Here is a 17,749-nt window from a genome sequence, read left to right on the forward strand (position 1 = left end):
AAAAATTCTTGTCCCGGGAAGAATCATGCGGCGCAAAGCGAGTCCGAAACGGGAACGGCTCCGTAGAATTACGCGCGCGTCGGCTCTGCGTGACTGATCACACGCTTCACGGTGGGGAACGCACGACGCAGTTTGCGTTCGATCTCGTCGACGCTTTCGTGCACCTTGATCACACTCATCGAAGGCTGCGCGCGGCAATGGAAGTTGACGACCTCGCCGGCGTCGGTGTTGCGGACCCGCACATTGTGGATGTCATGGATCGCGCCGCCATCGGCAAAGCCGGTCAGCGCCGCCTTGATGGCTTCGACGCGGTCCGGCGCGGCGTCGGTTCCCCACGGCAGTTCCGGCTCGAGCGGCTCGATATGGGTGTCGACCTCGACGTCCTCGCCGAAATCCTCGCGGATCGCGCGCTCGAGCCCGTGGGCGATGTCGTGCGCCGCGTCGAGCGCCATGTCGCTGTCGACCTCGAGGTCGATGCCGACGATCAGCTTGCCGCCGATGTCGTGCACCGTGACGTGGTGGATGGCGAGGCCGGAATTGCGCGCGATCACCATGATGCGCTCGCGCACGCTCTCATTGTCGCGCGCCACCGGCACCGCGGTGAAGGTGAGGTCGGCGTCGCCGAACGTCTTGGTCAGCGCCGCCTGCGCCCGGCGCTTGATGTCCTCGACGCGGTCGATCGGGTAGGTGCGCGGCACCTTGGCGATGGCATCGATGAAATGCGTCGCGCCGACCATGCGGACGCGCAACCGGTCGACATCGACCACCCCCGGCACGGCCTTGATGGCGGCGGTGGCCTTCTCCAGCGCGCCTTCGGGCGCGCGGTCGAGCAGGGTCTCGACCGTCTCCCGCGCCATGCGCAGGCCGAGCAGGGCGATCATCACCGCGACCGCGATCGCCGCTGCGGCATCGCCCCACCAGAAGCCGAAGCCGGCGAGCACCAGGCCGACGATGACGGCGGTCGAGCCCATCACGTCGGAGGCGAAATGCAGCGCATCGGCGGCCAGCGCCTGGCTCTTGGTGTCGCGCGCGGCGCGGTGCAGCGCGCGGGCCCGCCACAGATTGACGCCGATATCGATGACCAGAACGACAAAGGGAATGGCCGAGATCGACGGCGGCGGCGCGCCCTCGCGCAGATGGCTGTAGGCCTGGACCAGGATGCCGCCGGCCAGCACATAGAGCAGGGCGATGATGCCGAGCGCCGAGACGCTCTCGAACTTGCCGTGTCCGTAATGATGCTCGGCGTCGGCCGGCTGGTCCGACACCCGCACCACCGCCCAGGTGATGATGGTGGCGACCAGGTCGATCGACGAGTGCAGCGCCTCCGAGATCAGCGCCAGCGATCCGATCGCGATGCCGACCACGAACTTCGCCACCGCCATGCTGCCGCTGGCGAGGATCGAGATCGCGGCGACCGATGTCTTGGCGGAGGGTGCGCTGGTGCTGGAAGAGCTCATGGGCGGCGGTTTAGCAGGGAGTTGGTGAACATCAAGTGTCGTTGATGAAACGCAATCGCCACTCAGTTGCAATTGCAGGATTTTGCCAAAATCACGCGGTCGTCCCGGCGGAAGCCAGAATCCACAACCACAGGCTTGTGTGGTTGAAGTGAGCTGTGGCAACCGCATCGCGTCATGACTCGCATTCGGGGTAATGGGTCCTGGCTTTCCGCCAGGACGACGCTGGATGTGTTGCGCGACGTGTCAACCGAACATCTGCGTTCTCGCGGCGCGTTTCGCCCGAGCTTTGCAAAATCGTTTCGCCACGACACAAGAGGGCGCAGGGAATGCCGGGTGCGCGCTGCACCGCCCGTCGTGTCGAATGGGTAGCTCATGCCGCCATCTCGACGCGTAACGTAGGATGGGTAGAGCGCACGAAACCCATCATCTCGGCGTGCGGATGCAATCGATGGGTTTCGCTTCGCTCTACCCATCCTACGAGCTAATGATCCAAAGCGGCCCTTGCCATTTAAGGACCGATTGGTCTATATATCGGCAATGAGCCGCCAAACCACCATGCAGGCGCCCCGTGGCCGCCCGCGAAGTTTCGACGTGGACGCCGCCATCGAACGCGCGATGAATGTGTTCTGGTCGCGCGGCTATCACGCCACGGCACTCCCGGACCTGCTGCGTGCGACAAAACTCTCGCGCGGCAGCCTTTACGCTGCGTTCGGCGACAAGCACTCGCTGTTCCTGCGCGCACTCGATCGCTACATTGCCGATGCCCTGACCCGGATGGATGACGAACTCGATCCCCGCAGAGATCCGGTCGATGGCCTGCGGGCCTACCTTGCCGGTTACGTTGAGCGCACGTGCGGTGCCAATGGCCGGCGCGGCTGCCTGTTGGTGGCGACGGCGATGGAGCTGGCCGGCCAGGATGCCGAGGTTGGTCGTCGCTTCGCGAGCTTCTTCAAAACCATGGAGACCAGGGTGGCGGACGCATTTTCCCGTGCGGAGACCGCGGGCAGATTGGCCGATGGCGTCGAGCCTTCGAGTGCCGCCCGAATCCTGATCTGTTTCCTTTGGGGGCTGCGCGTGGTCGCAAAGACGGCTCCGGCACGTACCACGTCGCAGGCCACCGCTGACGCGCTGCTCGATCGCTTCATCAAATAAGCAACTGTTGGAATGACCCTTGATGTCCTCTGGACGTCTGCGCGATCGGTACGCCCATATATGGACCGATCGGTCTTGAAAGGAAGGATGCGATGTCTGCCATCCAGATCATTTGCGCGGTGGCCGTTCCCCTGCTCTGGGGTTATCAGTTCGTGGTCATCAAGGTTGGCGTCACCGAGTTTCCGCCGCTGTTCTTCCTCGGACTGCGTTTCCTGGCCATCGCGCTGCTGCTTGTTCCGTTCGTCAGAAGGCCGACACGCCAACAACTCGGCCCTGTCTCAGCTATTTCGGTTTTCCTCGGCGGACTGAACTTCGGGCTGTTCTATGTCGGCCTTGGGCTCGGCTCGGGGAGCATGTCGGCGGTCGCCTATCAACTCGCCCCGCCGTTCACCGTGCTGCTCGCCTGGCCGCTGCTCGCGGAGCGGCCGTCGCTCGTCACATCCGCCGGCGTGGTGCTGGCGTTCGTCGGCGTGGTGGTGCTGGCGGCGGGGCCGGGGCTGTCGGCAAACGTGCTGCCGCTGCTGCTCGTGGTTGCCGCGGCGTTCGCATTCGCGGTGTCCACCGTCCTGACGAAACGCTACGGCCCTTTCGATCCCCTGATGCTGATGGGGTGGTCGTCGCTGCTCACCGTGCCGCAGGTCATGTTGATGTCGTTGCTGCTGGAATATGGACAGCTGGCGAGTCTTGGCACGGCGGATCAACGTGGCTGGCTGGCGCTCGCCTACACCGTCTTCATCGGCGGCATTGTCGGGTTCGGCCTGTGGTTCTGGCTGATCGCCCGCTGCTCCATGGCCCGCGTCGCGCCGTTCGGACTGCTGCTTCCGGTGTTCGCGCTGATCTCGAGCGTGCTGTTCCTTGGCGACAGCGTGACGCCGAAGCTGATTGTCGGCGGACTGCTCGCGATCTCCGGAGTCGCCATCACACAAGTCAGACCGGGTGCGTAGGGCGGATCAACGCGGTAGCTGTAGGATGGGTAGAGCGCAGCGAAACCCATCACTCGCTGCCCGGATACATCGATGGGTTTCGCTTCGCTCTACCCATCCTACGCAGCAGTGCGTACCGACTACAGCGTCACCACGATCTTGCCGAGCTGATTGTTGGCTTCCGTGTGCTCGAACGCCTTGCCGATATCGGCGAATTTGTAGACCTGGTCGATCGGCCGCTGCGGCTTGCGCGCCCCGATCGCGGGCGAGATGTCCTTGCGCACCTCGTCGAAGATCGCGCGGATTTCCGCGATCGATCGGGTGCGGAAGGTGACGATACACTCCTCACGCGCTGTCGAAGACAGCTCCATTCAGTCATTTTGCTGACGCAATCTCTGTTTTAGTCGAGCGAGAAACTGAAAACACGGTGTGAGGGCCGCCCAGGTTCTCACGATGGTTCCACCGCCGGAACTGGCACGAATCCGCAAGGAATTGGCACGCGTAAACGCCTCCGCGTTCGCTTGACCATGTTTTGCGGCATCGGGAACCGGACGATCGAAGAAAATCAATCAAGGAGTTATGATGCTGTTCGGCTCGAGCGCCGCAATTTGCGGCGCCCTGGTTGCGCTCGCCTTTTCTGGCACCGCTGCTCGAAGTGAAATCGCTGCGGTTCATTCAAGCGCCGTCGTCAATGCCGCGTGTGGGGATGCAATCGTTGGCGCGGCATCCATGTACAATCCATTCAAGCCCGGCAAGGAGGAGGGCGGTCCGAGCACAGCCTCCGGCGAGCGCTATGATCACTCGGTCTGGGCGGCTGCCATCAAGACGAGTCTGCGCCGGAAGTTTGGTGGGGTCCAATTTGGCGCGAGGCCGAAATATGCCCTCGTCGAGGCCGTCGGCAAGAAGGTCATCGTGAAGATAAATGACGTGGGGCCACTCAGGCCTGGCCGCATCATTGACCTCAATGAGCGGACGATGCGCTATTTCGATCCAAGCCTAGAGCTCGGAGTCATCAGTGGCGTCAAGGTCAGCCCGCTTGCGGGGGACTATTGGATTCCCGGGCCCGTTGGCTGATCCGCCCTTTGCTCGCAGTGACGATGACAATCGCCGGAGGCTGCTGCTACAGCGTCACCACGATCTTACCGAGGTGCTTGTTGGCTTCCATGTGCTCGAATGCCTTGCCGATGTCGGCGAATTTGTAGACCTGATCGATCGGCAGCTGCAGCTTGCGTGCTTCGACCGCGGGCCAGATGTCCTTGCGCACCTCGTCGAAGATCGCGCGGATCTCCTCGATCGAGCGGGTGCGGAACGTGACGCCGATATACTGGATGCGGCGCGCCGCGTGCAGGTCGAAGTTGAAATCGCCATGGGTGCCGCCGAGCCGGCCGACATTGACGATGCGGCCCTTGACCTTGGTCGCCTTGAGGTTCTGGTTCGCGACCGGTCCGGAGACCTGGTCGACGATCAGGTCGACGCCTTCGCCTGATGTCGCCTGCAGCACCTGATCGACCCAGCCGGGATCCTTCGAGTCCACCGCGAGATCGGCGCCGAACTCCTTCAGCCGGCCGCGGCGCATCGCGTCGGTCGATGAGCCCACCACGAGCTTGGCGCCCTTCAGCTTGGCGATCTGCATCGCCATCAGGCCGACGCCGGAGCTTGCGCCCTGGATCAGCACGCTCTGGCCCGGCAGCAGTGCGCCATTGGTGACGACGGCGTTGTGCATGGTGGCGAGCGCGACGGGCAGGGTTGCGGCCTCGTCGAAATTCATGTTCGAGGGCGCGCGGAACAGCCGGCCGTGATCGGCCAGCGTGTATTCGGCGAACGCCGCGCCGCCGGAGCCCATGATCTTGTCGCCGACCTTGACGCCCTTGGCATCGGGGCCGAGCTCGGCGACCTCGCCGGCCCATTCCATGCCGAGCACGGTGCCGACGCCGCCGGCCGCGCCGTGGACATGGCCCTTGGTCATGCCGAGATCGGCGCGGTTCAGCCCGCAGGCATGGACCTTGACCAGCACCTGGGTGCCCTTCGGCACGGGCTTCGCAACGTCGGTGATTTCTGGTCCGTTAGGGCCGTAGACATAGGCTTTCATGGGCTTCTTCTCGTTTGTGTCTAACGCGAGATGACTTGAATTCCGTCATCCTGAGGTGGCCGCTTTTTCGGCGGCCCTCGAAGGATGGGCGGCCCGGCTGATGGCCGTCGACCCTTCGAGACGCGCTTCGCGCTCCTCAGGGTGACGGATGACACTCGTGCTCCGCTCCGGCCTATTCCGCGGCCTGACGCTTGGCGCCGGACATCATCGCTTCCAGCCGCTCGCGAATGATCTCTTCCGCTTCGTGGACGATGCGCGACACCAGCTCGGCGCAGGACGGAATGTCGTGGATCAGGCCCTGCACCTGGCCGGCCGACCAGATGCCTTCGTCGGCATCGCCTGACGCGTAGACCATCTTGCCGCGCGCGCCGGCGACCAGCTCGCGCACATCCTCGAACTTGGCGCCTTCCTTCTCCATCTGCACGACCTTGGTCGAGATCGCGTTCTTGGCGACGCGCGAGGTGTTGCGCATGGTGCGGAAGATCAGCTCGGTCTCGCGCTCGTCATTGGCGACGATGCGTTCCTTTACCAGCTGATGGATCGGGCTCTCCCTGGTGCACATGAAGCGCGTGCCCATGTTGATGCCTTCGGCGCCGAGCGCGAGCGCTGCGACCAGGCCGCGGGCATCGCCGAAGCCGCCGGAGGCGATCATCGGGATCTTCACCTTGTCGGCGGCGGCGGGGATCAGGATCAGGCCGGGGGTGTCGTCCTCGCCGGGATGGCCGGCGCATTCAAAGCCGTCGATCGAGATCGCGTCGGCGCCCATCCGCTCGGCGGACAGCGCGTGGCGCACGCTGGTGCATTTGTGCAGCACCTTGATGCCGTGCTTCTTGAACTCGTCGACATGTTCCTGCGGCTTGTTGCCGGCGGTCTCGACGATCTTGATGCCGCTCTCGATGATGGCCTGGCGATACTCGGCGTAGGGCGGCGGCTTGATCGCGGGCAGGATGGTCAGGTTGACGCCGAACGGCTTGTCGGTCAGCTCGCGGCAGCGCGCGATTTCCTTGCGCAGATCGTCCGGCGTCGGCTGTGTCAGCGCGGTGATCATGCCGAGCGCGCCGGCATTGGCGACGGCGGCAACCAGCTCGGCGCGCCCGACCCATTGCATGCCGCCCTGCACGATCGGGTGGTCGACGCCGAACATTTCGGTGAAACGTGTCTTGATCATTCTGCCCTCGTTTCCATCAGGATTTTCCGTGTCGCGGACGGCGGCGCACGGTGTTGTTATGGATGTCGAGGGGAAGGATGCAGTCCTGTCCGGCAATTGTCTACCGGCGACCTGCGGCGCGCCCATGCGGAAATGACAGGCCGCGGCGGTCGGGCGAGGGCGGGACGGAAATCTTTCGTCATCTGTTCAGGCGCTGGTGATCGAACACGCAACGCCTGGCTGAGAGCAAGGCAAAGCAGGCGCTTGTTACGCCGGCACGGCGTCTTTCTTCGACGCGGCGGTCTCCTCGTCGAACGCGGCGGCGACGTCGCGCATGCTGACGACGCCGATCAGGCTGTAGTTGTCGATGACGGGCACGTGGCGAATGTGGTGCTTGGTCATGAGGTGACGGATGTGCTCGAGCGTGTCGGTCGATGTGCACGAGACCAGCTGCTGCACCGACACGAACTGCGACACCTTCATACTCGCACCGGCCGCGCCGTGCTCGGCGATCGCGCGCACCACGTCGCGCTCGGTGAACATGCCGACGGCGGTGTTACCCTCGGTGCGAACGACATCCTTGACCACGAGCGCGCTGATATTGCTGGCGCGCATCAGCTGCGCGGCGATCGCCACCGTCTCGTTCATGCGCACCGTGGCGACGCGGGGGGTTTTCTTGCGCAGGATATCTCCGACTTGCATGGCAACCTCCTTGGTTATCGTTGACTGGAGTCTGGTATACAAAATGCCAATTGTCAACGTGGCTGTCACAGAAATCTACCATCAGCAAAATGCTTAAATAGGCAGGTTTGCTGACGTTTCCGACGATTGTGAGCGGCCGTGAGCGGCGCGGACGATCTGCCGCACTAAGCGTGGTGGCATCTGGCATCCCTGAGCTGGCAAAAAGAAAAGAGGCGCACCGGATGCGCCTCTGTCCGTTCAGCAGGAAAATTGAGAGCTCAGGCCTTTCCTGATCAGGCCCTCTTGATTCAAGCCGTCTTGGCGCTCGTCGCGGTCTCTTCCGCGGCGGCAGCCTCGTTGCCGTTGATGAAGGCGCGGCGCATCGGCTTGATCACGAACAGCGCCATCAGCGCCGCGGTGGCGTTGAGGGCGACCGCGATCACGAACACCGCCTGCCAACCATAGCTGGCGGCAACGATGCTGGCGGCAGGCACCAAGAGCGCTGCGGTGCCCTTCGCGGTGTAGAGCATGCCGTTGTTGGTGGTCGCGAACTTCGAGCCGAAGGTGTCGCCGCAGGTCGCCGGGAACAGCGAGTAGATCTCCCCGAACACGCCGAAATAGACCGCGGTCGCCAGCACGAACACCACCGGGTTGTGACCCCAGGTGGATAGCGTGAGCAGCATCAGCGCGCCGGTGCCGAACGCAATGAACATGGTGTGCTCGCGGCCGATATTGTCGGACACCCAACCGAAGAACGGCCGTCCGAAACCGTCGAAGATGCGGTCGAGCGAGATCGCAAAGGTCAGCGCGGCCATCTGGAAGCCGGCGAGCGTGACCGGCGTGTTCGCGATCTTGTAGTCGTGCGCGATCGGCGCGATCTGCGCCGCCGCCATCAGGCCGCCGGCGGCGACCATCACGAACACCAGATACATCACCCAGAAGATCGGGCTGCGCAGCACCTGCGGCGGCGTGAAGTCGACCTTGGTCTGCGGCAGATTGAGCTGCTTCTTCTTCGGCGGGATCGAGACCGCGGGCGGCTGGATGAAGAAGGCGAGCAGGAAGACGATCAATCCCTGTCCGATGCCGAAATCGAAGAACGCAGTCTGATAGCCGCTCGCGGCGATCATCTTTGCAATCGGCACCACCGTGAGCGCGGCGCCGGCGCCGAAGCCGGCCGCGGTTGCGCCGGCGGCGAGGCCGCGGCGATCGGGAAACCACTTCAGCGCGTTGCCGACGCAGGTGCCGTACACCGCGCCGGCGCCGATGCCGCCGAACACGGCGGCGGTGTAGAGCAGGGCGAGCGAGTCGGCATAGGAGTTCAACACCCAGGCGAGCGCGATCATGATGCCGCCGAACATGATGACGAGCCGCGGGCCGTATTTGTCGACGAACCAGGCCTCGACCGGCACCAGCCAGGTCTCGGTCACCACGAAGATCGTGAAGGCGAACTGGATCGCCGCGCGGCCCCAGTGATGCGCGCCGTCGATCGGATCGACGAACAGCGTCCAGCCATATTGCAGGTTCGCGATCATCGCCATGCAGACGATGCCCATGACGAGCTGAAGCCAGCGGAAGCCGCTGGACGAAGGTTGAGCTTGTGTGACGGCAGTATTGCTGGAAACCATCAAGTCCTCCCGAGCGCGCTGGTCTTGTGACCGAGTGTCGCAATTATTGTGGCGTATCGTCGCAAGCGCCGGAAGTTGGTATACTATATTCCAGAAAGCAAGCCCTTCATTCCGCTGCAACGCAGCAAATCTGACATTCGACGCGCCGGTCCAGACGGCATCTCGTGGCCAGCCAAAATGAAAAGCGCCCGGCTTTTGGCCAGGCGCTTCGCAGGCTGTGGTGAGGCGGTTGCTCAAGCCGTAGCCGATTTCGCGACCACGATTTTTCGCCAGGGCTTGAGCAGCATGATCGCGAGCAGCGAGGCGAGGATGTTGGCGCCTGCCGCGATGATGAACACCTTGTCCCAGTTGCCCGACGATTGCTGCATGTAGTTGGCGATCGGCACCAAGAGCGCCGCGGTGCCCTTCGCGGTGTAGAGCAGGCCCGCATTCGTGGTGGCGAACTTGGCGCCGAACGTATCGGTGCAGGTCGAGGGGAACAGCGAGTAGATCTCGCCCCAGGCAAAGAACACGAAGCCCGAGAGCAGCACGAACCAAACCGGGTCGTGTCCCCAGAGGTAGAGCATCCAGATGCCGATGCCTTCCATGCCGAAGGCGATGAACATCGTGTTCTCGCGGCCGATCATGTCGGAGATCCAGCCGAAGAACGGACGCGTCAGGCCGTTGAGGACGCGGTCGATGGTTGCCGCGAAGGTGACGGCCGTCATCGTCACCGCCATCAGCGTGACCGGCACGCTGTCGACCTTCCAGTCGACCGCGATCGGCTTCAGGTTCGCCGTCACCATCAGGCCGCCGGCGCCGACGATCACGAACATGAAGTACATCAGCCAGAAGATCGGCTGCCGCAGCACTTCGGTCGGCTGATAGTTACGCCGGGTCTGGATGATGTTGGCGTTCGCCACGACGGCCGGCACCTGTCCGGCCTTCGGCGCCAGCAGGAAGAAGGAGAGCAGCACGATGATGATGCCCTGGCCGAGACCGAAATACAGGAAGGTGGTCTGGAAGCCGGAGTCCTTGATCATCGCCTGGATCGGCGCGACCGTGAGCGCCGAGCCTGCGCCGAAGCCGGCAGCGGTGATGCCCGCGGCAAGTCCGCGCTTATCCGGAAACCATTTCAGCGCGTTGCCGACGCAGGTGCCGTAGACGCCGCCGGCGCCGATGCCGGCGATGATCATGCCGAGATAGTAGCCGTTCAGCGACGTCGCCTGGGCGTTGATCGCCCAGCCGAGTGCGCAGAGGATGCCGCCGACCAGCACGACGATGCGCGGACCGTATTTGTCGACGAACCAGCCTTCGACCGGCACCAGCCAGGTCTCGAACAGCACGAACAGCGTGAAGGCCCATTGGATCGATGCGCGATCCCATCCGAATTTCTTCTGGATGTCGGGGACGAAGAATGTCCACCCGTATTGATAATTTGCGATCATCACCATCGCGGCGACGCCGATCGCGAGTTGCATCCAGCGATAGGTGTCGCTGACACGCGCGGCCGCGGGGGCCGCAGTTGCCTGAACCATGTCCGACATAGATCCTCCCAGTGCGCCCCTTGTCGTTGCTTATGAGCGCGCGATGGCCATCTTGGTATCCGATATGCCAAGGTTCAAGCTGTCGCAGGGGCAGCGCGCGCTTATGCCGCACAGGACTCAGCCGGGCACCCCGGGAGAGTAGTTCAGCGCGCAAGGAAATGGCCCCGAAAATCGGGGCCATTGGTCGAAGGTTCAATGTCAGGTCGCATCTTGCGACGAAAGCTGCATCCGGCGGAGAGCGCCGGAAATCCCTTGGCTTAGAGGCCGAAGCGCGGCAGGTCGCCGTTGCGATTCGAAATCTCCGCGCTCTTCATCAGCAGGCGGTCGATCGAGGCCAGCAGGCGGCCGAACAGGGTGGAGGAGGGCGCAAGCGTCAGTACAGTGGTCTTGGACATTGGTGTCCCCTTTCATTGGAGGCCAGCAATGGGCCGGCTCATCATCTGCAGCCAAATTATGTATACCAGATGCCAGATACAACGGACTTGTTTGCATAGCAGCATGCACGACTGTGCAATGCAGCAAAATCGGCGGATCGGATTCCGGATCGGCGTGGATGGGGCGGAGCCCGGCGGCGACGCCGGGTCAGAATTTCCAGCTAAAACTGGCCTTTACCGAGTGGTCCTGGACCCGGTCGGAAGCTGGCCGACATAGGCGATGCCGATGCTGGCCTGCGGTGCGACCCGCAGGTCGAGGCCGCCTTCGACCAGTGCCGCGTTCCGCGCCAGCGGCACGCCGGCCACGGTGAATCCGGTTCCCAGGCCCTGGAACGCGAGCGCCGATGTCGGGGTCACGTCGCCGAAGGCGTACTGCCACGCCACCGCCTGTTCGCCGGCGTCGGCCGCCTGGTCGATGCGGAGGTGGTGAGCTTCACCGAGTTCCATCGTCCGAGCTGGGATTTCCGGTCGTTGATTTCGGTCGGCGACGATCCGGAGGTTCGTGCCCGCGGCATGCAGGCGTTTGCGAAGCATATGCACTCGCATCCGTTCTGGCAGCACGATCCGGCGTTCGATGGCGAACGCGCGCTGCGCGAGTCGGATTTCTTCAGCGACGAGGAATTCGTCGAGCTGCCGATTGCCAAGGAGGTGTTCCTGCCGTCGGGGGCGCGGCGGATCATGGGGATCGCGTTCGAGCACGCCGGTTATGTGGTCACGGTTGTCGGGCATCGCGTGGTGGGACGGCCGGCGTTCAGCGACGAGGAGCGCGACCGGATGCAGGGTTTTCGTCCGCACATCCTACGCGGCTACCGCCAGGCGCACGAGCGAACGCTGGCGGCGCTGACACCGAGCGACCGCCTGCGTCTGGCATTTCCCGCGCTGACGCCGCGCCAGATCGAGGTGGCGTCGTGGATCGCGCAGGGCAAGTCGAACGAAGAGATCGCTGCTATCCTCGGCGTCGGGCTCGACGCCGTGAAGGCGCACGTCAAGGCGATCAACAGCAAGATCGATTCCGACAGCCGGCGCGCCGCGATCGTCATTGCCCACACCACGCCGCCCTTCGCCGATCTGCCGCCGCTGTGGAAGCTCGGCCTCGAAGGTTGAGGCGGGCGGCGCGTTCATAAAAGAAGGCCGCCCAAATGCGGCGGCCTCGAGTGAGCGGGTTTGCTTTTCTTCTTGGCCGATGAAGGGTCGGGGCCAAGTCCCTTCACCGCATTCCCTTCACCGCGTCCAGTCTTCGCCGGCGCACAGCGTTCCCATGCAGCCGCGAACGTTCAGCGTGCCCGGCGACACCAGCGTCACCGAGCTCTCATAGGTCGTGCCGTCGTCGGCGTTGTAAATCCGGCCGGCCCATTTGTTCGGGCCGGCGGGCTGCATGTTGATGAACAGCGACATGCCTATGACCGGTCGGGTGCGCTGCGCGCGATCGGCATTCTTGTCGTCGAGCTGCGGCTTGCCGGTGGCCTTGTCTGTCGGCTCCTTCAACCAGACGACGCGGCCGCACAGCGCGCTGCCGCAGCGGTGGACCTTGATCCTGGCGTCGCCGGATTGGGTCAGCCAGACGCCGGCCGGATCGTTGGCCTTGTCGCTCGCCTTGGCGGCATCGGCGGGGCTGCCGAGCAGCGGGATGTGGAACGCGGCCACGATCAGGCGGCGCGTGAGGTGAGCGTGGATCAATTGCTTCAGGGCCTTGCGCAGGCCGTTTTGGTCTGGGATTACCGTCATCATCCACCTTCTTCATGAAAAAATTCATGATAAACATCAAATAAATCACGTTTAAGGTTGAGTCAATGACATTGCCTAGGCATGATGCAATCCGGCCGTACCGGCTTTTTGGCAAAGAATTTTTCGGATGGGTGCGATGGGGAAATCGGTTCGTGAGCAGCGCCAGCTCTGGTTTCGCAGGCTCGATCGGGCGTTCTGGTTGATCTGGGCGGCGTTGCCGGTGGTGTTGTGGCTGGCCTATTACCGCACCACCACGGCGTCGGCGACGATCGCCGAGAGCCTGATCGGCGAGCAGGCGAAGTGCGCCAGCATCGTCGCCAACCCGCTCACCATGTCGGCCAAGGGCCAGGTGCTGTTCTGGTCGCTGTTCGCGCTTGGGGTATCGTTTTACGCCGTGCTGATCGGCATCCTACATCGCATGGTGAACCGATTCGCCAACGGACGGATCTTCGTGTCCGAAACGCTGCAGGGTGTCTGGTGGATGGGGATCTTCCTGGTGGTCTGGCCGTTTGTGGATACGATCACGACCATCGCGGTGACCTATGCGCTGTATCAGCTTGGCGACATCAAGTTCTTCCTGCCGAGCTACGGCGTCGACGTCGGCACGGTCGCAGGCGGCGTGTTCCTGATGGCGCTGAAATTCGTGATCGAGCAGGCCATCCTGTTGCAGTCCGAAAACGATCTGACGATCTGAGGGTGATGCTTGTGCCCATCGTGGTGAACCTCGATGTCATGCTCGCAAAGCGCAAGCGCCGCCTCGGAGACCTCGCGGACGCCATCGGCATTTCGATCCAGAACCTGTCGATCCTGAAGACCGGCAAGGCGAAGGCGATGCGCTTCTCGACGCTGTCGGCAATCTGCCGCGAGCTGGACTGCCGGCCGGGCGATATCCTGGAATATGTGCCGGGCGATGAGGGCGGCGAAGGCGAGAGCGGCGAGGGCGGTTGATCCGGCGTGCGGTCGACAGCGGCGCGGGACCGCAAGTTCCTCCCAAAACAAAATGGCCGCGGTTGCCCGCGGCCATTCGTGTTTCTGCTTGAGCGCTGCCTTTACTCGGCCGCCTGCTTGCGCGGCGGGTCGAGCGCGCCGGAGTCGTGGATCTCGGCGACCTGGTGATCGCTGAAGCCGAGCACCTCGCGCAGGATCTCGTCGGTGTGCTCGCCGAGCAGCGGCGAGCGCTGAACGTCGCTCGGCGAATCCGAGAGCTTGATCGGGTTGCCGACCGAGACGTACTTGCCGCGGGTCGGATGATCGACCTCGACCACGGTGCCGGTCGCGCGCAGCGACTGGTCTTCGGCGATCTCCTTCATCGACAGGATCGGACCGCAGGGGATGTCGTCCTTGTTGAGGATCTCCATCGCCTCGAACTTGGTCTTGGTCATCGTCCACTGCTCGATGCGGGCGAAGATCTCGTTGAGGCGCGGCAGGCGGGCCGGCGGCTTGGCGTAGTTCGGATCGGTCTTCCAGGTCGGCTCGCCGATCACGTCGCAGATCTTCTCCCAAACCGGGGCCTGGGTGATGAAGTAAATGTAGGCGTTCGGGTCGGTCTCCCAGCCCTTGCACTTCAAGATGCGGCCGGGCTGGCCGCCGCCGGAATCGTTGCCGGCGCGCGGCACGGCATCGCCGAACGGAATGCCTTCGCCGAACTGGCTGTATTCCTTCAGCGGACCGTGGGCGAGCCGCTGCTGGTCGCGCAGCTTGACGCGGGCGAGGTTGAGCACGCCGTCCTGCATCGCGGCGGTGACGCGCTGGCCCTTGCCGGAGTGGGTGCGATGGTACAGCGCAGTGACGATGCCGAGCGCGAGATGCAACCCGGTGCCGCTGTCGCCGATCTGCGCGCCGGTGACCAGCGGCAGGCCGTCGCGGAAGCCGGTGGTCGAGGCAGCGCCGCCGGTGCACTGCGCGACGTTCTCGTAGACCTTGCAGTCTTCATACGGGCCGGGGCCAAAACCCTTGATCGAGGCGACGATCATCTTCGGGTTGATGGCCTGGATCTTCTCCCAGGGGAAGCCCATGCGATCGAGCACGCCGGGGCCGAAGTTTTCGACCAGCACGTCGCACTGCTTGATCAGCGCGGTCAACACTTCCTTGCCCTTCGGGTTCTTGGTGTCGAGCGTGATCGAGCGCTTGTTGTGATTCAGCATGGTGAAATACAGGCTGTCCACGTTCGGGATGTCCTGCAGCTGGCCGCGCGTGATGTCGCCGACGCCGGGACGCTCGACCTTGATCACGTCGGCGCCGAACCAGGCCAGCAATTGCGTGCAGGTCGGACCCGACTGGACGTGGGTGAAATCGAGAATGCGAACGCCCTTCAGCGCCTTGGTCATAATGTTTGCTCCGTACTCTATATGCCCCTGCACCCGCAGGGAGTGATGGGGGTTAGGGGTTACTTCTTCTTCTGCAGAACGCTCTGCGGATTGAGGTTGCCGATGCGGCCGCTCTCCGAGCCCGCCGCCGGATCGATCACCGCGTTGATCAGCGTCGGCTTGCCGGAATCCAGCGCTGCATTGACCGCGCGCTTCAACTCGTCCGGCGAGGTGGCGTTGACGCCGACGCCGCCGAAGGCTTCCATCATCTTGTCGTAGCGCGAGCCCTTGACGAACACGGTGGTCGCCGGATCGTCGCCGGCGCTGTTGACGTCGGTGCCGCGATAGATGCCGTCATTGTTGAAGATCACGACGCAGATCGGCAGCCTGTAGCGGCAGATGGTCTCGATCTCCATGCCCGAGAACCCGAACGCGCTGTCGCCTTCGACCGCGAGCACGGGCAGGCCGGTCTCGACCGCAGCGGCGATCGAATAGCCCATGCCGATGCCCATCACGCCCCAGGTGCCGACGTCGAGCCGCTTGCGCGGCTTGTGCATGTCGACAACGCCGCGGGCGAGGTCGAGCGTGTTGGCGCCCTCGTTGACGAAGATGGTGTCCGGACGCTCCGCGATGATCGCGCGCAGCGCGCCGAGCGCGCCGTGGTAATCCATCGGCGAAGCGTTGCTCATCAGCTTCGGCGCCATCTTGGCGACGTTGTCGTCGCGCTTCTTGCTGACGGTCGAGAGCCAGTCGGACGGCGCCGCGGTCCAGTTCGCGCCCATGGCGTCGAGGAACGCCGACAAGCAGGAGCCGATATCGCCGACCACGGGGGCGACGATCTCGACGTTGGAATCCATTTCCTTCGGCTCGATGTCGACCTGGATGAACTTCTTCGGGGCTTCACCCCAGGTCTTGCCCTTGCCATGCGAGAGCAGCCAGTTGAGGCGGGCGCCGATCAGCATCACGACGTCAGCTTCCTTCAGCACCGTCGAGCGCGCCGCACCCGCGCATTGCGGATGCAGATCGGGCAGCAGGCCCTTGGCCATGCTCATCGGCAGGAACGGTACGCCGCTCTTCTCGACGAAATTCTTGATCGCCTCGTCGGCCTGCGCGTAGGCCGCGCCCTTGCCGAGGATGATGAGCGGGCGTTTTGCGCTCTTCAGGACGTCCAGCGCGCGCTTGACCGAAGACGGGGAGGGGATCTGCTCGGGCGCGGCGTCGATCACCTTGACCAGCGACTTCTGGCCGGCGTCGGCGTTCATCACCTGCGAGAACAGCTTTGCGGGCAGGTCGAGATAGACGCCGCCCGGACGGCCCGACACCGCGGCGCGGATCGCGCGCGCGAGGCCGATGCCGATGTCCTGGGCGTGCAGCACGCGGAACGCGGCCTTGCACAGCGGCTTGGCGATCGCGAGCTGATCCATCTCTTCATAGTCGCCCTGCTGCAAATCGACGATCTCGCGCTCGGACGAGCCCGAGACCAGGATCATCGGGAAGCAGTTGGTGGTGGCGTGGGCGAGCGCGGTGAGGCCGTTGAGGAAGCCGGGCGCCGACACCGTGAGGCAGACGCCGGGCCGCTTGGTCAGGAAGCCGGCGATCGAAGCCGCGTAGCCGGCATTCTGCTCGTGGCGGAACGACAGCACGCGAATGCCCGCCGCCTGGGCCATGCGGCCCAGGTCCGTGATCGGGATACCCGGCACACCATAGATGGTGTCGATGCCGTTGAGCTTGAGCGCATCGATGACGAGATGGAAGCCATCGGTCAGTTCTTGCTCGGTGCCCGGTGCCTCGGACTTCGTAGCGGTATTCAGCATCGGCATCGTCTCCCTGGTCGTTCTTTGTTCGGACGATCTGATTGTCGTCTGAAGCGGGTGTGGACTCTCAAATTTAAGTGAACGGTTCTCTACGTGAATAATTCTTGGCCGTGCGCCTCGACGTAGGCGGCAAGCCCAAGCGTGTGGTCGCGCGCGCGCTTCTCGGCAAGCTCGGTGTCGCGCGCTTCCAGCGCCTCGATGATCCCGAGATGCTCGGGCAGCGAGGTCGCGGTGCGGTCCTTGCGGCCGATCGTGAGCTGGCGATAGCCGCGCACATGCAGCAGCAGGTCATTGGTGAGGTCGACCAGAACAGGCGATTCCGACAGCGAGATCAGCGCCTGGTGGAAGGCGATGTTGGCCTTGGAATATTCTTCGACGTGATCCTGCGGCAGGCGATCGTCGCTGAAGTCCTTGAAGAAGTCGCGCAGCGCCGAGATGTCCTTCTTGCGCGCGGTGGTCGTGATCAGGCGCGCCGCCATGCTCTCCAGCGCCGCCCAGGCGCGGATCATGTCGACGATCTCCGCCTTGGTGCGGCGGACCACGACGATGCCGCGGCGCGGCACGGTTTTCACGAATCCATCCTGCTCGAGCATCGCGATCGCTTCGCGGATCGGCGTGCGGCTGACGCCGAGGCGCTCGGACAGTGCGCGCTCGTCGAGCATCACCGGCTCCGGCGTCGCGTAGATGTCCATCTTCAGGATCGCTTCCTTCAAGGCCTCATAGGCCTTGTTCTTGAAGCTCGTCTCCGGCGCGATCCGGACGATGGCGATATCTGTGTCAGCCATGGTGGGCGACGCCTTGGTCTGTTTCGGTTCTGGCACGACTCGTCTCCTCCTCTTGGAGACGTCTTCTTAGCAGAAGAAATTACCT

The 17,749-nt window shown here is 63.8% G+C and carries 19 protein-coding genes; 6 read left to right on the plus strand and 13 right to left on the minus strand.

Annotation, left to right across the window (positions count from 1 at the left end):
- Window positions 1–68 precede the first annotated feature (68 nt).
- Window positions 69–1,457 (minus strand): cation-efflux pump, encoded by a 1,389-nt coding sequence (locus tag ACVMDN_RS10625; protein WP_141340895.1) that lies wholly within the window; start codon window positions 1,455–1,457, stop codon window positions 69–71.
- Window positions 1,458–2,012: 555 nt separating this feature from the next.
- On the opposite strand from ACVMDN_RS10625, the gene ACVMDN_RS10630 reads away from it, so the two are divergent.
- Window positions 2,013–2,609, plus strand: a complete 597-nt coding sequence (locus ACVMDN_RS10630) for a TetR/AcrR family transcriptional regulator (protein WP_076833590.1) — start codon at window positions 2,013–2,015, stop codon at window positions 2,607–2,609.
- Window positions 2,610–2,701: 92 nt separating this feature from the next.
- Window positions 2,702–3,553 carry a DMT family transporter gene (locus ACVMDN_RS10635; RefSeq protein WP_141340894.1) on the plus strand — a complete coding sequence of 284 codons (852 nt, stop codon included), beginning with the start codon at window positions 2,702–2,704 and terminating at the stop codon, window positions 3,551–3,553.
- A 119-nt stretch (window positions 3,554–3,672) separates the two neighbouring features.
- Here the strand turns inward: ACVMDN_RS10635 and ACVMDN_RS10640 are convergent, their stop codons facing one another.
- Window positions 3,673–3,903 carry a zinc-binding dehydrogenase gene (locus tag ACVMDN_RS10640; protein WP_246786746.1) on the minus strand — a complete coding sequence of 77 codons (231 nt, stop codon included), beginning with the start codon at window positions 3,901–3,903 and terminating at the stop codon, window positions 3,673–3,675.
- 208 nt (window positions 3,904–4,111) lie between these two features.
- On the opposite strand from ACVMDN_RS10640, the gene ACVMDN_RS10645 reads away from it, so the two are divergent.
- On the plus strand, window positions 4,112–4,606 hold the full coding sequence (locus ACVMDN_RS10645) for a septal ring lytic transglycosylase RlpA family protein (protein ID WP_199805353.1): 495 nt from the start codon (window positions 4,112–4,114) through the stop codon (window positions 4,604–4,606).
- Between the two features lie 46 nt (window positions 4,607–4,652).
- Here the strand turns inward: ACVMDN_RS10645 and ACVMDN_RS10650 are convergent, their stop codons facing one another.
- The 7 genes from ACVMDN_RS10650 to ACVMDN_RS10680 all read right to left on the minus strand — a co-directional run bounded on the left by ACVMDN_RS10650 (window position 4,653) and on the right by ACVMDN_RS10680 (window position 11,481).
- On the minus strand, window positions 4,653–5,621 hold the full coding sequence (locus ACVMDN_RS10650; protein ID WP_141340892.1) for a zinc-binding dehydrogenase: 969 nt from the start codon (window positions 5,619–5,621) through the stop codon (window positions 4,653–4,655).
- 172 nt (window positions 5,622–5,793) lie between these two features.
- Complete coding sequence (locus tag ACVMDN_RS10655) at window positions 5,794–6,789, minus strand: NAD(P)H-dependent flavin oxidoreductase (RefSeq protein WP_141340891.1); 996 nt, start codon at window positions 6,787–6,789, stop codon at window positions 5,794–5,796.
- 246 nt (window positions 6,790–7,035) lie between these two features.
- On the minus strand, window positions 7,036–7,470 hold the full coding sequence (locus ACVMDN_RS10660; RefSeq protein ID WP_141340890.1) for a CBS domain-containing protein: 435 nt from the start codon (window positions 7,468–7,470) through the stop codon (window positions 7,036–7,038).
- A 287-nt stretch (window positions 7,471–7,757) separates the two neighbouring features.
- The gene (oxlT, locus tag ACVMDN_RS10665; protein WP_028331533.1) at window positions 7,758–9,074 is read right to left on the minus strand and encodes an oxalate/formate MFS antiporter; all 1,317 of its coding nucleotides are present in this window, start codon (window positions 9,072–9,074) and stop codon (window positions 7,758–7,760) included.
- A 233-nt stretch (window positions 9,075–9,307) separates the two neighbouring features.
- Window positions 9,308–10,600 (minus strand): oxalate/formate MFS antiporter, encoded by a 1,293-nt coding sequence (gene oxlT / locus ACVMDN_RS10670; protein WP_076833351.1) that lies wholly within the window; start codon window positions 10,598–10,600, stop codon window positions 9,308–9,310.
- A gap of 257 nt (window positions 10,601–10,857) precedes the next feature.
- Window positions 10,858–10,995 carry a hypothetical protein gene (locus ACVMDN_RS10675; RefSeq protein WP_167350443.1) on the minus strand — a complete coding sequence of 46 codons (138 nt, stop codon included), beginning with the start codon at window positions 10,993–10,995 and terminating at the stop codon, window positions 10,858–10,860.
- A gap of 213 nt (window positions 10,996–11,208) precedes the next feature.
- Window positions 11,209–11,481, minus strand: a complete 273-nt coding sequence (locus ACVMDN_RS10680) for an autotransporter domain-containing protein (protein ID WP_141340889.1) — start codon at window positions 11,479–11,481, stop codon at window positions 11,209–11,211.
- On the opposite strand from ACVMDN_RS10680, the gene ACVMDN_RS10685 reads away from it, so the two are divergent.
- Entirely contained in the window at window positions 11,461–12,138 is a 678-nt protein-coding gene (locus ACVMDN_RS10685; protein ID WP_456843637.1) for a helix-turn-helix transcriptional regulator, read from the plus strand. The two genes, ACVMDN_RS10680 and ACVMDN_RS10685, sit on opposite strands and share 21 nt — an antisense overlap.
- A gap of 117 nt (window positions 12,139–12,255) precedes the next feature.
- On the opposite strand, the gene ACVMDN_RS10690 is transcribed toward ACVMDN_RS10685, so the two are convergent.
- Window positions 12,256–12,762 (minus strand): DUF2147 domain-containing protein, encoded by a 507-nt coding sequence (locus tag ACVMDN_RS10690; protein ID WP_141340888.1) that lies wholly within the window; start codon window positions 12,760–12,762, stop codon window positions 12,256–12,258.
- A 133-nt stretch (window positions 12,763–12,895) separates the two neighbouring features.
- On the opposite strand from ACVMDN_RS10690, the gene ACVMDN_RS10695 reads away from it, so the two are divergent.
- On the plus strand, window positions 12,896–13,453 hold the full coding sequence (locus ACVMDN_RS10695; protein ID WP_159109482.1) for a DUF2975 domain-containing protein: 558 nt from the start codon (window positions 12,896–12,898) through the stop codon (window positions 13,451–13,453).
- Between the two features lie 11 nt (window positions 13,454–13,464).
- Window positions 13,465–13,707: a helix-turn-helix domain-containing protein gene (locus tag ACVMDN_RS10700; RefSeq protein WP_057020304.1), complete on the plus strand. Its 243-nt coding sequence runs from the start codon at window positions 13,465–13,467 to the stop codon at window positions 13,705–13,707.
- 101 nt (window positions 13,708–13,808) lie between these two features.
- On the opposite strand, the gene frc is transcribed toward ACVMDN_RS10700, so the two are convergent.
- The 3 genes from frc to ACVMDN_RS10715 form a co-directional block, all read right to left on the minus strand.
- The gene (frc, locus tag ACVMDN_RS10705) at window positions 13,809–15,086 is read right to left on the minus strand and encodes a formyl-CoA transferase (protein WP_057020269.1); all 1,278 of its coding nucleotides are present in this window, start codon (window positions 15,084–15,086) and stop codon (window positions 13,809–13,811) included.
- Between the two features lie 59 nt (window positions 15,087–15,145).
- Window positions 15,146–16,879 (minus strand): oxalyl-CoA decarboxylase, encoded by a 1,734-nt coding sequence (gene oxc, locus ACVMDN_RS10710; protein WP_141340886.1) that lies wholly within the window; start codon window positions 16,877–16,879, stop codon window positions 15,146–15,148.
- A gap of 89 nt (window positions 16,880–16,968) precedes the next feature.
- Window positions 16,969–17,664, minus strand: coding sequence for a GntR family transcriptional regulator (locus tag ACVMDN_RS10715; RefSeq protein ID WP_050387017.1), 696 nt, complete (start codon window positions 17,662–17,664; stop codon window positions 16,969–16,971).
- Window positions 17,665–17,749: the final 85 nt, after the last annotated feature.

Source organism: Bradyrhizobium sp. USDA 4510 (genome assembly GCF_054059095.1).

Bases quoted from the DNA above. Each gene is read 5' to 3' on its own strand.
- ACVMDN_RS10625 (WP_141340895.1), bottom strand. From the start codon at position 1,457: ATGAGCTCTTCCAGCACCAGCGCACCCTCCGCCAAGACATCGGTCGCC.
- ACVMDN_RS10630 (WP_076833590.1), top strand. From the start codon at position 2,013: ATGCAGGCGCCCCGTGGCCGCCCGCGAAGTTTCGACGTGGACGCCGCC.
- ACVMDN_RS10635 (WP_141340894.1), top strand. From the start codon at position 2,702: ATGTCTGCCATCCAGATCATTTGCGCGGTGGCCGTTCCCCTGCTCTGG.
- ACVMDN_RS10640 (WP_246786746.1), bottom strand. From the start codon at position 3,903: ATGGAGCTGTCTTCGACAGCGCGTGAGGAGTGTATCGTCACCTTCCGC.
- ACVMDN_RS10645 (WP_199805353.1), top strand. From the start codon at position 4,112: ATGATGCTGTTCGGCTCGAGCGCCGCAATTTGCGGCGCCCTGGTTGCG.
- ACVMDN_RS10650 (WP_141340892.1), bottom strand. From the start codon at position 5,621: ATGAAAGCCTATGTCTACGGCCCTAACGGACCAGAAATCACCGACGTT.
- ACVMDN_RS10655 (WP_141340891.1), bottom strand. From the start codon at position 6,789: ATGATCAAGACACGTTTCACCGAAATGTTCGGCGTCGACCACCCGATC.
- ACVMDN_RS10660 (WP_141340890.1), bottom strand. From the start codon at position 7,470: ATGCAAGTCGGAGATATCCTGCGCAAGAAAACCCCCCGCGTCGCCACG.
- oxlT (WP_028331533.1), bottom strand. From the start codon at position 9,074: ATGGTTTCCAGCAATACTGCCGTCACACAAGCTCAACCTTCGTCCAGC.
- oxlT (WP_076833351.1), bottom strand. From the start codon at position 10,600: ATGTCGGACATGGTTCAGGCAACTGCGGCCCCCGCGGCCGCGCGTGTC.
- ACVMDN_RS10675 (WP_167350443.1), bottom strand. From the start codon at position 10,995: ATGTCCAAGACCACTGTACTGACGCTTGCGCCCTCCTCCACCCTGTTC.
- ACVMDN_RS10680 (WP_141340889.1), bottom strand. From the start codon at position 11,481: ATGGAACTCGGTGAAGCTCACCACCTCCGCATCGACCAGGCGGCCGAC.
- ACVMDN_RS10690 (WP_141340888.1), bottom strand. From the start codon at position 12,762: ATGATGACGGTAATCCCAGACCAAAACGGCCTGCGCAAGGCCCTGAAG.
- ACVMDN_RS10695 (WP_159109482.1), top strand. From the start codon at position 12,896: ATGGGGAAATCGGTTCGTGAGCAGCGCCAGCTCTGGTTTCGCAGGCTC.
- frc (WP_057020269.1), bottom strand. From the start codon at position 15,086: ATGACCAAGGCGCTGAAGGGCGTTCGCATTCTCGATTTCACCCACGTC.
- oxc (WP_141340886.1), bottom strand. From the start codon at position 16,879: ATGCTGAATACCGCTACGAAGTCCGAGGCACCGGGCACCGAGCAAGAA.
- ACVMDN_RS10715 (WP_050387017.1), bottom strand. From the start codon at position 17,664: ATGGCTGACACAGATATCGCCATCGTCCGGATCGCGCCGGAGACGAGC.